At 49.8% G+C, this 12,640-nt stretch carries 8 protein-coding genes; 5 read left to right on the top strand and 3 right to left on the bottom strand.

What is annotated here, in order from left to right:
* Nucleotides 1-942, top strand: a complete 942-nt coding sequence (locus tag KS4_RS00500) for a dihydrodipicolinate synthase family protein (RefSeq protein ID WP_145073044.1) — start codon at nucleotides 1-3, stop codon at nucleotides 940-942.
* A 35-nt stretch (nucleotides 943-977) separates the two neighbouring features.
* On the opposite strand, the gene KS4_RS00495 is transcribed toward KS4_RS00500, so the two are convergent.
* Nucleotides 978-2,024 (bottom strand): D-alanine--D-alanine ligase family protein, encoded by a 1,047-nt coding sequence (locus tag KS4_RS00495; RefSeq protein ID WP_200761423.1) that lies wholly within the window; start codon nucleotides 2,022-2,024, stop codon nucleotides 978-980.
* Between the two features lie 566 nt (nucleotides 2,025-2,590).
* On the opposite strand from KS4_RS00495, the gene KS4_RS00490 reads away from it, so the two are divergent.
* The 4 genes from KS4_RS00490 (at nucleotide 2,591) to KS4_RS00475 (ending at nucleotide 8,474) form a co-directional block, all read left to right on the top strand.
* Complete coding sequence (locus tag KS4_RS00490; RefSeq protein ID WP_145073038.1) at nucleotides 2,591-4,954, top strand: glycoside hydrolase family 31 protein; 2,364 nt, start codon at nucleotides 2,591-2,593, stop codon at nucleotides 4,952-4,954.
* Nucleotides 4,955-5,139: 185 nt separating this feature from the next.
* Nucleotides 5,140-6,345, top strand: coding sequence for an AGE family epimerase/isomerase (locus KS4_RS00485; protein WP_145073035.1), 1,206 nt, complete (start codon nucleotides 5,140-5,142; stop codon nucleotides 6,343-6,345).
* Between the two features lie 211 nt (nucleotides 6,346-6,556).
* A complete protein-coding gene (locus tag KS4_RS00480; protein WP_145073032.1) occupies nucleotides 6,557-7,015 on the top strand; it encodes a hypothetical protein in 459 nt (152 codons plus the stop codon).
* A 400-nt stretch (nucleotides 7,016-7,415) separates the two neighbouring features.
* The gene (locus KS4_RS00475) at nucleotides 7,416-8,474 is read left to right on the top strand and encodes a DUF4434 domain-containing protein (protein ID WP_145073029.1); all 1,059 of its coding nucleotides are present in this window, start codon (nucleotides 7,416-7,418) and stop codon (nucleotides 8,472-8,474) included.
* 77 nt (nucleotides 8,475-8,551) lie between these two features.
* Here KS4_RS00475 and KS4_RS00470 read toward each other — a convergent pair whose 3' ends face one another.
* On the bottom strand, nucleotides 8,552-10,363 hold the full coding sequence (locus tag KS4_RS00470) for a SpoIIE family protein phosphatase (protein ID WP_234698894.1): 1,812 nt from the start codon (nucleotides 10,361-10,363) through the stop codon (nucleotides 8,552-8,554).
* 187 nt (nucleotides 10,364-10,550) lie between these two features.
* Nucleotides 10,551-12,401, bottom strand: a complete 1,851-nt coding sequence (locus KS4_RS00465) for a tetratricopeptide repeat protein (protein ID WP_145073023.1) — start codon at nucleotides 12,399-12,401, stop codon at nucleotides 10,551-10,553.
* Nucleotides 12,402-12,640: the final 239 nt, after the last annotated feature.

The raw sequence follows: 12,640 nt of genomic DNA, 5'->3' as shown, positions 1-12,640 counted from the left end.
ATGGGACAGCACAAACGGCGAAGATTTAGTGGCATGATTGCGCCGGTGGTAACACCTGTGGATGAGGACGGGGGGCTGGATGTGGCGGGGTTGAGTGATGTACTGGATTATGTGATGGAGGGGAGTGGTGATGGTGGCGTGGATGGGATCTTATTGATGGGCTCAACGGGCGAGGGGGCATCGTTGAGCGAAGGCATGAAGCGTGAAGTTGTGGAACGGGGCGTTGAGGTGTGCAAAGGGAGCAGCAATTGGGAGGGAGAAGTGTTGATTGGGGTGATGTCGTGTTCGGAAGTGGATGCGCTGAAATTGATTGAGTGGAGTGGTGCGTGTGGCGCGGATGGTGTGCTGTGTGGTGGGCCGTTTTATTTTAAGGTGAGTGAAGGGGTTGTGGCGGAAAGTTTGGTGAGGCTGGTTGAGAAAGGCGGCATGCCAACGATGGTGTATCACTTTCCTGCGGTGACGGGGCATCGCTTGAGTGCGGGTTTGATGGGTGAGCTGATGAAACACGAGGGCGTGGTGGGGATGAAAGATTCGTCGGGGGATCTGGGGTATGTGAAAGAAGTGATTGGATTACGCGATGAGGGAGAGGCAGTGGTATTGGTTGGGCCGGATGTGCTGCTGAAGGAAGTGATGTGTATGGGTGGTGATGGTGGTGTGTGTGGTGGAGCGAATTTGTGGCCGGGGGTTTATGGTGGGTACTGTGAAGCGGTGTTGCGTGGGAATGATGATGTGGCTGCGGTGTTGTGGGAAAAGCTTGATGGTTTTGCACGCGATTTGTTTTTGGAAGGTGGGGGTGTGAACGAAGCAGTGCGTACGGTTAAAGCGGGCATGGCGGAGCTGGGGTTATGTGAAAAGTGGATGGGCGCACCATTAGGATTGATAGGCGATGATGGCGAGAGCAAGCGCGTTGCTCAGGTGATTCAAAGATGGGGGATTGGTTGATGGGATCGACATGCCGTGAGAGTGTGTCGATGTTTTTAGTTTTTATCGACGTATTCTGAAGACGTGTCGATGGTGTGATGGGTTTGAAGTGTGGTGTGAGCGATGAGGGAGGTGAGATGTGGGAGCGAGAGGCCGATATGGTTGGCGGCCATGGGTAGGAGTGAGTGAGAGGTGAAGCCGGGCATGGTGTTGATTTCGAGGATATGGGGGGTGCCGTCATCAGCGAGGATGAAGTCGACGCGCGAAAGATGGCGAGCGCCGAGTTCGTGATGCGCACGGAGGGCGAGTGATTGGATATGGGTTGTTTGCTCGGGTGTGAGGCCAACGTCGAAGGTGTATGTGGTGTCGTCGCGGATGTACTTAGCTTGGTAATCGTAGAAGTCGGTGGCGGGGATGATTTCGAGGATGGGCAGAGGAAGGTAACCACCCTGCTCTTTTGTGTTGTTTTTACGCGCCGATTCAAGGGCGGAATTGCAATATACATCCGACGAACAGGGGGGGGATGGGATGATGCCGACGGTGAGTTCGCGGCCGGGGATGAATTGCTCGACCATGAGGCGGTGGTGCTTGGTGTGGAGCTGGGCGAGTGCGTCGGTGAGTTGGGTTTGGGTTTTGCAGATGAGCAGGTCGATGGAGGAGCCTTCGTCGACGGGTTTGACGACAACGGGTGCGGGGATGGTGGGGGATTGGTCTGGGGTGAGGACTTCGAATGCGGGGGTGGGGAGGTTGTGCTGCTGGAGGATGAGTTTGGTTTGCTGCTTGTCGATGCAGATGCGTGATGCGAGGGAGTGCGAGCCGACGAAGGGGAGGTTGTGTGATTCGAGGATTTGCTGGAGCTGTCCGCCTTCGCCGAACTTGCCGTGGAGGACGGGGAAGATGAGGTCGGCTTGCTGTTGATGGAAGATGTCGATGGCGGTGAGGTTGTCGGGTGAGATGTCGAGGGTAGTGACGTGGTGGCCGGCGGTTTGGAGGGCGGCAGCGACCTGAGAGCCGGATTGGAGAGAGACTTCGCGTTCGGCGTCGGGGCCGCCTGCGAGGACGATGATTTTGAGACTATTTTGATTGGGAGCAGGGGTTGTCACAGAAGTATTATCGGCGCGTGAGGGAAATGTACAAGAATGCTGAGATTGGATTGCTCTAGTGGTCATAGGGCATGGGGTGAATGTCATGTGGGGAAGAAAGAAAGTTTATCAGAATAGAGGTTATTGGTTTGGCTCAAATGCTCAATGCGTTTACAATCTGGGGGCTCATACCAGGGCTGCTACAACGTTTTAGTTGCACTAAATCGGGTATTTAGGCCGGGAGATGAGCAAGGGTGGATCGTCTTGAGGATGATGGGTTTAGAGCGTTTTGCCAAACACTTGGAGCATTGACCAGTGAGCCGTCTCGTAAATAGCGGTCATCGTACTGGTCTGCTGCTGAATTTTTACTCTTTTCAGATACACCAGGTAAATGCGCAATTTGCTTTAACGATCCAAGACGATCGTGACAGATGGATTTAGGCTGTGATAGATGGCTGGGTTTATTTGTCGGTTGATCAATTTCATATGGATTGCGTGAACTGGGCTGAGCAAGTGTCGTGAGAAGGATTGACGAGGCTTGTCGGTTTGGTTGTATACGGTCCCCATGCAGATCGGAGTTTGTTTAGATGTATTTCAATAAGTACCCACAGCCAGAGAATTTTTCGTTTGTGAAGCCGACGGGGCTGGACGTTGAAAATGGCTCGATGTCGATTTCGGAACGTTCATTCAAGTTTGCTTTCAAAGATTGTGGTGATGATGTTTATCAGCTGGTCGTGAAGAATAAGGTGTGGCCGAAGCAGTATTCGCAAGCGGAACTGAGTGAGCCTGAAGGGGCAGAGAAGCTTGGTCGTGCGAGTTTGAGCAAGCGTAAAGGTTTGCAGATCAGTAATGAAGACGGCGAGACGGTGCTTGGCTCACGTGAAGGGCGGTTCTTTGGTGTGTCGGGTAATGCATGGATTATGCAGTTCGACTATGAAAAAGATCTGCGGTTTTATGGGCTGGGTGAAAAGATGTTTGGTTTTGAGCACACGGGGCGCTCAACGAAATTTTGGAATACGGATGCTTGGGCGGACTTCCCGTTTGAATCTTTGGCAGAAGGTCGTCCCGATCCGTATTACGTATCTGTGCCTTACCTGATCGTGAAGAACGGTGAGAATTATGTTGGCATTTTGGTGAACAACCCTGATGCGGTGTTCATGCATATGAACCCGAATGTGATCATTGCAAATCAGAACGATGCGGATGATATTTTGGGTACACGATTCTGCATTGGATCTGCTGATGGGCTACCTGAGGTTTACTTTATTCAGGGCGAAAGCTTAGCGGATCTTACGCGCAAGTTGCAGAAACTCGTAGGCACAACGCCATTGCCACCGGTATGGGCGTTTGGCCATCAGCAATGCCGCTGGGGTTATAAGTCGTATAAGGATTTGGACAACCTCGAAAAGAAATTCACGCAGTATAAGATTCCGAACGATGGTCTTTGGATCGACATTGACTATATGGACGGCTTCCGCGTATTCACGTTCGACAACAAGCTGTTCAAAAATCCGGGCAAAGAGATTGGCAAGATTCAGAAGAAGGGCCATCCAGTCGTGCCGATCATTGATCCGGGTGTGAAGGTGGATGAGAACTACGAAGTTTATAAGGACGGTCTGAAAAAGGGTGTTTATTGTAAGAACCCTGAGGGTGGTGATTTCATTGGATTTGTTTGGCCGGGCGCAACGGTGTTCCCAGACTTTTCGATGGAGAAGGCGCGTTCATGGTGGGCGGCTTGGGTCAGCAAGTTTGTCAGCGATACAGGTATCATCGGCGCATGGTTGGATATGAACGACCCATCAACAGGTTCGTCTGAATGCCATTACATGCTGTTTAATGATGGTAAAGATAAGCACACGACGTATCACTCGCAGTACGCGATGGGTATGCAGCAGGCGTCACGTGACGGGTTCCTGATGGCGAATCCTGAATTGCGTCCGTTCTTGCTGAGTCGTAGTGGGTTTATCTCAAGTTCACGTTATGCTGCGATCTGGACGGGTGACAATGCGTCGAATAGACATTATCTGAAGTGTTCGATTCCATGTACGCTAAACTTGTCATTGTCGGGTATTCCGTTTAACGGGCCGGATGTTCCGGGCTTTGGGTTTGACTCTAACCCTGAGTTAGCGATTGATTGGTATAAGACATGTTTCATGTTCCCATTCCTGCGTAACCACTCATCTATTGGTACATTAGACCAAGAGCCATGGGCGTTTGGGCCGAAGATCCGCAAGGTGCTTAAGCACTATATTCAACTGCGTTATAAGATGCTGCCATATCTTTACAATCTGTTTATGGACCAGGAGAAAGATGGTGATCCGATCTTGCGTCCGCTGATGTATCACTTTAAGCACACGAACCGTGTGCCGCTGGATAAGATTGATGATCAGTTCATGATTGGTGATTCGTTGATGCAGGCTCCGTGCATGGAAGAAGATGAAGCGAAACGAGAAGTTGCGTTGCCTAAGGGCAAGTGGCTTGACGTGATGAAGCGTCAATGGGTTGATGGTGGCAAGAAAGTCATGGCGAAGAAGGAAGATGAAACGACGCCGATGTATATTCGCGACGGAGCGATTGTCCCGATGCAGGTTGGCGAGCGTAAGACCCATGAGAATACGCTTGATGATATCGAGCTGCATATCTTCTTGAGCAAGGACAATACGAAAGCTGCTGAGTACGTGTATCGCTACGATGATGGTCAAACGTTTGCTTATCAGGAAGGCGAGCGTACGCGTGTCACGTTGAAGGTTCGCCAACTTCGTGGTGTCGTGAAGATTGATGTTGTCGACCGTGATCTGTCGGGTGGCGGCTTGAAAATTCGCCCTGTTTTGCATGCACCTGGTGCGAAATCCGTGGTCTTCAACGGTGTGGAGCTTGAGTTGAAAGCTGCAGAGATGTTGTTCTGTGGTTCGACATTGAAGGTTCGCAAGACGAAGGCGGTTAAAGCTTAATCGATCGCAATTTGATTGAAATTAAGAAGCCGAGCATTATGCTCGGCTTTTTTTATGAAGCGGCTGGTTAGAAGGGGGGGGATGGTTGTGCTATGCTAAAGGGACAAGCAGTGGGTCTGTCGTGTTCAAGAAGAATGGGCAATTATCTATAATTGCTGGATGTCGTTTTATGATCGGATTGAAAGATGGAAAAAAGTCGTTTGGAGTCGCTGCTGGGTATCTATAAGGGTGGTTTGATAGATGATGTGCTGCCGTTCTGGCTGAAGCACAGTTTGGATCACGAGTACGGCGGATTTATGACGTGCGTGGATCGTGATGGTTCGCTGCTTGATACGGACAAGGGTGGCTGGCAGCAGGGACGTGCGATCTGGACGTATGCGAACATGTGGAACTTCCATGAGCAGAAACCGGAGTATTTGGACGCGGCAAAGCTGTCCATGCGGTTCATGGATGAGAACATGTTTGATAGTGATGGGCGCATGTTCTTTCAGTTAACGAAAGATGGCAAGCCAATCCGTAAACGCCGATATACGTTTACAGAAACTTTTGGTGCGATCGCTTCAGCATCATTTGCTCGGGCAACAGGCAACGATTTTTATGCAGATCGCGCACGCAATCTGATTGATCTGATCTTGAAATACAACAACACGCCGGGATTGGTTGAGCCGAAATTTACGGGTGTACGTCCGGCGAAGGGGATTGGCACGCCAATGATTATGATGGCGACGTGTCAAGAGTTACGTGCGGCGTTAGATACGGATGAGTGGGACGACCTCATCATGCGCTGCATTGATGAAATAGAGAAGGATTTTGTGAAGCCTGAGTTGGAAGTTTGTATGGAACAGGTCTCGCCAGAGGGTGAGATTATTGAACATATTGACGGACAAACACTGAATCCTGGTCATGCGATCGAGGCGTCATGGTTTATTCTGCATGAAGCACGCTACCGCAACAATGACAAACGACTCATTGATTTGGGGTTGAATATTCTCAATTGGATGTGGGCACGCGGTATTGACAAGGAATTTGGCGGGCTGATGTATTTTGTCGGGCTAAATGGTAAGCCTGTGCAAGAATACTGGCAGGATATGAAGTTCTGGTGGCCCCACAATGAAGCAATCATTGCAACGCTGTATGCCTATGCGATGACGGGTGAAAAGAAGTATGCGGAGATGCATCAGCAAGTGCATGACTGGGCATATAAATTCTTCCCGGATGCAGAGCACGGCGACTGGTTTGGCTATTTAAGAAGAGATGGACAGATATCGCAACCATCGAAGGGAAATATCTTTAAGGGCCCGTTCCACTTACCGCGGATGCAACTGATGTGTTGGAAGCTTTGTGAGGATATGCTGGCCGGGAAGTTTGACAAGGTGAAGTTTAAAGATTGAGGCCAACAATAAATCTAAATACGAAAGCTCGGTAAATGTGCCGAGCTTTTTTAATACCTGATGAGTACGGTCGTGATAACAAGGGGAAAGTGCTTGATGGGGTGGGGTGGATTGGGGGCCCGTTTATGACGAAATTGATGATGGTCGCGATTATGCAGTGAACGCGGCTGCGGATCATACCTTCCTGAAGTGAAAAGACGAGAACATCAAGATGAATCGAGTAACGAGCACAGCCGTGTTGTTGTTGGCTATTTTGTTTGTGCTAGTAGCTGGTGGATGCGTAGGGCCACATCGAGGCGGGCCGATGCAAGCGCATAAAGATCTGTCAAAGGGGAAGTGGGAACTCCGTTCATCTGGGATCGCGTATCCGCCTCGCGTTTATAGTCGATTTTTATGGGATAAGGTTGGGGTGAGAGTACATATTTATAGAGGGAAGCTGCCAAAGGACCCTGACAAGTCGATTTACGGTTACAACGATGTGGTGATCGCAGCATTAGAAGGGAAATATGGCAAGGGCGTCATGGAAAAGCTGGATGATGAGTTTAATTATGTGATGAACAGGGATTATGTGCCGTTGCCGAAGGGAATGAAGCGGCTGGAGATGTCGTCGTACTTCATGCGTAAGGACACCCCAAAGCGGTTGCCTAAGTTTGTCGATGTGTCTCAGTAAAACTGAGATGAGGTTATTGCGAACTAGGAGGAGGTCTTATACTCACCGTTACATTTTAACGATGAAACTTGTCATTCTGAGTTTGACAGAGGAAATATTAAGTAGACAAGTGAGTCGATTTTGACACAGTTTAACTCGTTACGCCGCAAAACACAGCTTGAAATACCACACTGTTTCATGATTATAAATCTATATTTTATAAATATTTAAAATTTTAATATCTCTTTCGTTCATACGATTACTTAATGATAGTCACGAAATAACTGTTATAATCGCCACACTTTTTCATGATCTCTTCCACTCTTACACTATCATTCTAGACTGAGAGGGTTTTGTGAAGTATGATGCAGGCCGGCACCCGGTGTGTTTATGTGTACCCTCATTACAGGATTCAGCGCTCATGAGTTTCAGAAATGTCCCAGAACCGTCGAAGCGGGGCAAGATTTCGGCAACCTTCATTGACTTGTCCCGACGTACGCATTTGGACAAGTATCTGCTTGATCTGAATTATGATCAGTGGTGTGAAGAGTTGACGGATATGCAGGCAGCAGGCATCACAACTGTGATTCCGGCACGTACGATGATTTACGGCTGTACGTACCATTTCTCAGATCATTTTGAGACATGGCATGAACGTGACACGTTGACGCCGTTGATGGAAGCTTGTCGCGACACGAAGATGCCGATTTATCTTTCGGGCCAGATTAACAATCAGTTCTGGAATGTTGATGACAAGAATTTTGATCGTTTGTGCAAGCGTGATACAAACATCTCAAAGGTGCTGTTCAACGAGCTGTATGAACAATATGGTGATGTGGCTCCGATTGCTGGTTTTTATGTTTCATATGAGCCGGACCAGGACAATTGCCGAAACACAAGCCGCGAAGATTCGCTGAAGCACTTCTGTACGAATACGTATAAGAATTTGAAAGCGATTGCTCCGGATCTGCCGGTATTGACTTCGCCATTCTTTAGCTTACGTTTCCCGCCTGCGGAATTAGCGAGTTGGTGGGACTCATTCCTGACTGAACGTATGTTTGATGTGGTGGCCATGCAAGACGGTGTGGGCTGCACGCGTAACCTGCGGCCTGAGCATGTGGTCGATTACTATCCGGGCTTCAAAGAAGTCATGGACAAGCATGACATGGTGTTCTGGAATAACGTTGAAACATTTATCAAGAACCCGTCGTTCGATGATCACACTTACACAACGCAAGAAGACATCACGACCTTGGTGAGTAATGATTTACGTTTCTACTCGGCACCGAAATCCCGCTACGACAAGCAGTATGAGCTGGGTGAAGAATATGTCACGCGAACGATTACTTGGGAGTTTGGTAACTTCCTGTCAAAACGTTATGCGGGTGAAGATATTTATAACGAGTTTAAAGAGTGGAACCTTGCAGTCGCTAAGGCTGATCCGGTCAACTCGAAAGATTGCTGCGAAGCAATAAAATAATTGATTAAATATAAACTTAGAAAAAGCCGTGATGCGACATCACGGCTTTTTTTAATTCAATGGATTATGTGAAGGTCTTATTTCACACGGACAACGACGACTGTAGTGTCGTCTGTTGCGCGGTGAATCCCTGTAAACTGGCGCATCTCCCAGAGGACGTGGTTCAGCATTTCTGAAGCGTTCTGCTTTTCTCTTGAAGCTGTAAGCAATGCGTTCATCGCACGCTGACGTCCAAACTTTTCGCCATCGGTGTTGAAGGCATCGAGCAGGCCATCGGTGTAGAGCATGATTATGTCACCAGACTCAAGATCCCAAAGGCCTTTCTCGTAAGGATGTCCGGGCATAACACCAACAAGCATGCCACCGACATCTAACTGATGGATAGCACCTTTTCGGATGAGAATAGGTGGCTCATGACCACCGTTGCAGTAAGTCAGGCGCATGTGTTTAGGGTCGAGGACGCCGTACCAAATGGTGGCAAACTCACTAGTGAGTGTGTCACGGATGAGTGCTTCGTTAACACGTTGCATGATCTCATCGATATCGTAGAGGTCTTGTGCGTATGCACGAATACTGGCTTTGGCAGAGGCCATGAGAAGCGCGGCTGCAACACCTTTACCGACCACATCACCGATCGAGATGCCGAGGTTGTTATCGAGCAAGATGTAGTCGTAGAAATCGCCGGCAAGTTCCATCGACGGAACATAACGTGCAGCAACGTCGAATGGATCAACGTCGGGTTCACGTTTGGGGAGCATGCGGCGTTGAACGCTAGCGGCGAGTTGAACTTGCCGCATCATTTCTTTGCCTTTTTTGCGTTGCTCTTCAAGACGGGCGGTTTCGACCGAGGTGGCGAGCAGCTGAGCAATCGCGCGGGCGAGGCGGATCTCATATTGAGAAAACTCGCGGAGGTTGCCTGTGAAAAGCTGAAGTGTACCAACAGCTTTGTTCTGATAGACGAGGCCAACACAGAGCATTGAGCGAAGGCCTTCGGCAGCGGCATCGCCAGGGTACATAACACGATCATCATCGAGCATATCACGCACGTAGATGTCATCACCTTCAATCACCTCGCCAAACATATTGCAGGTATCGAGTCGGATGGTGCCACGCTGAAGGTAATGCGGAGAAAGGTTGTAGATGGCTTTTGGAACAAGATCCTCGCTCGCATCCTTGTTCTTCTCAAGTAGACGGATACCGACAGCTTTAACCTTCATCACCTCAGCGATGAGCTTGGCTGCTTTATCAAGGACTTGTTGAAGATCACGGCTTACAGCAAGCGAACGCGAAACTTCATAGAGGACAGAAAGCTCTTCGGCGCGAAGCCGAGATTGATATTCTTCGTAGCAGAGTCGCGCGATCGCATTAGCTAGCAGATAGAGGAGCTGTATGGATGCGGCTCTGGAGGCGCCGAATGATTGATCGAAAGCGTTCATCAGACCATCGAGCTTGTTGTGTTCAACACCAAGTCGGCATGCAAGGGAACGGAATTTTTCAATGCATTTAGGATCACGCTGGCAATCGGTTGTTTCGGGCTCAACCATGATCGAGCCAAGCGCTTTACCTTCCACGATGATGGGTGCGCGTAGAAAACCCTCTTCCATGTCTTCCGGGCCGATGAGATGAGCGAGAGCGATGTTTGATGCATCACGCTCATCACGTTTGGTTTCAGCAGTGACAGGATCACCGTCCTCATCAACGACACGAGCTGAAAGGCGGGTGACTGCGGTAAAGCTATCTTGGATTTCTTGGAGTAAATTGAGGTCAAGAAAGTCACGTAGAGAGAGGAGGCCGCCTGCGCGCTCGACCGCACCCTCTGTAACAGTCTCCAAGAGGGAGGCAGTGGATAGCGAATCCCCAGTGATGTTTTGTGACTCAAAGTCATTCATTATGGCCAAGTTACAGCCTCAGGCGTGAATTGCAATATAAGGGGGTCTGTGACAGTAAAAATTAACAGAAATGACGTACTTGAGAGACAGCATGGTGGCATTAAGGGGGAATGACAGTACCCAATTAAGGGTATGTAAAAAAAACACGACCGTATGGGCCGTGTTTTGAAATAGCTGTTTGGGTTTGTTACTTGGTCGGTTCTGCAGGTGACAGTTGTGGCTTTTCATCGAGCCAAATGCGTCGCAGAACGGGAACAAGCGGATCTGTGGGCGTGATACGTTCAATGACGGCAAGGCCGTATCGAACGAGAGGCTTGGATTCGATTTGGTAACCGAGATAGGCAAGCATCAGGCCGGGATCGGCTCCACCCTGCCCTTCCCTGATCATGTTTTCGAGTTCACCCTGCACCCATTTAACACGCTGTGGCGTGGGGAGGAGCTTCGGGTTGTACCGTGCAGCAATGAGCTGGGGTTTTTGCTCAAAGAGCAGGCGGAGATTGTGTGCAGAGCTGCGAACCAAGCCCGCTCCAAGCTGCGCATGGATGAGTCCGATGCGAGCGAGTGGGTTTTCTGGTCTTTCGCGAACTGCTCGTCTATAAGCATCCTCAGCGGCAAAGTATCGACCCGCAGAAAGCTCTTTTTCAGCTGTTCGAAGTTCTCGGTTAAAACGATCATTCTTCGTGCCAGCTAAGGTTTCGATACGCGGTAAATTGTAATCGAGCTGATTCATCAACTCGTCCAAGCTCTTTTGATATTGCTCTTGTGTCGGACGCGTGGTGCGAGGCCTGTAAACCGTATTGGATGGTATATTCAAGCGGCGACGCTGCTGCGCGGCCTTTTCTTCTTCCGCCTCAACTTCCTCTTCAGAAGGCTTGTTGATGGCATCGTACATAGCTTGTTCGAGTGGGCTGAGTTGTTTTTCTGTTGTCGTTTGCTCTGGGAGCTGAGGTTGGTATGGATTATTCCCCTGCTCCTGCTGCTGTGACTCATCATCAGGAAGCGTTGGCGGCGTGCCAAACGTGTTTTCTGGGAGCTGATTGGTCTTGTCGCTATTCTGTTCTCTGGCTGCATTGAGTAAATCGGCGTAGACATCGTCACCGGGCTTCGCCTGACGATCACTAAGCGGTGGATTAAATAGGTTGTCTTCCAGACGTTCAATCCGCTCAGCTTCTGTTTCATCACCTTGTTGCGTGATTTGCGTTTGCAGTTGTTGGCCGATTCTTAAGCCAGGTGCGATCTGCGCGGGGCGTTCGGTGAATGCTTCGAGCGTGCCGACGCCGGCATTTGGTGTGCCTTCGACACGGTAATCGACACTGGTGATGCCTTCTGGTGTTGTTTGCTCTTCTTGTGCGAGCGTCGGGAACTCTGGGTTTGTGGTATCTAATGTGGGGTTGGTCAACCGGAGGTATTGGCGGACACCGAGCAGAGGCGATGCCTGTACTTCAAGTTGCCCCGCACTTTGTGGGAGTTCAGAAATACCGATCGTGCTCGCTTGTGGGCGATATGAAATAACACCTTCATCAGTCTCGATTACAACGCCACGCGCAGTGCGCGTTGGCGCGATGACCTGGTAGCCTACACCGGGTTTGAGGTCGACAGCGGAGAGCACTTTATCGCCGGTTCGGAAGGGTGGGATATCGGTGAATGTGCCGTAGATACTGATGCCTTGGTAGTCTTCTGCGCCGGAGCGGCCGATCTGTACGGCATCGAGTCTGGAGGGGCTGGATGCGAGGCTTTGAGCGCGGAATCGGAAGAGTGGGTCGGTGTCTTCGTTTGTGAAACCAAAAACACCGGGTGCGGTGTAGCCGACAACACCCCGGAAGCCGCGAAGACCGGGAACATTGTCAGTGACGAGGTCGTTACGGAGACGATAGTCCTCTTGGAATCTCGGTTCGTTGAGACCGCCGGTACCAATCTGTTGATTGGCATCAAGGGCTTGGCCCGATTGGTTAACTGCTTGCTGCGCGTGAAGCTGATCCATTCCTATGATAAGGATGCCAGCAACGCCAAGTAATTTGATGATTCGGTGTCTGTTCATGTCATGCCCCATTAGGGTATAGACGTGTGATTGTTTGACCTGTCAGGATACAAGATCCTTTGACATACGAAGCCCAGTGCGGGGTGCGTGATGAGTCATCATCCAAATCACTGAGCTACACATTGAATAGTAGCTCAAAAACTAAGGCAGGGTGTATCAATCCTGCTGATTGGGATGAGGGGAAACCAGATCTTTCTAAGGTAATCTGGCTGCCCAAACGTCTGAACGTGACCTGATTA

This window comes from Poriferisphaera corsica (genome assembly GCF_007747445.1).
GTDB lineage: Bacteria > Planctomycetota > Phycisphaerae > Phycisphaerales > Phycisphaeraceae > Poriferisphaera > Poriferisphaera corsica.
Note: the sequence above shows the minus strand (reverse complement) of the source record. Positions and strands in the feature narration are given on the sequence as shown.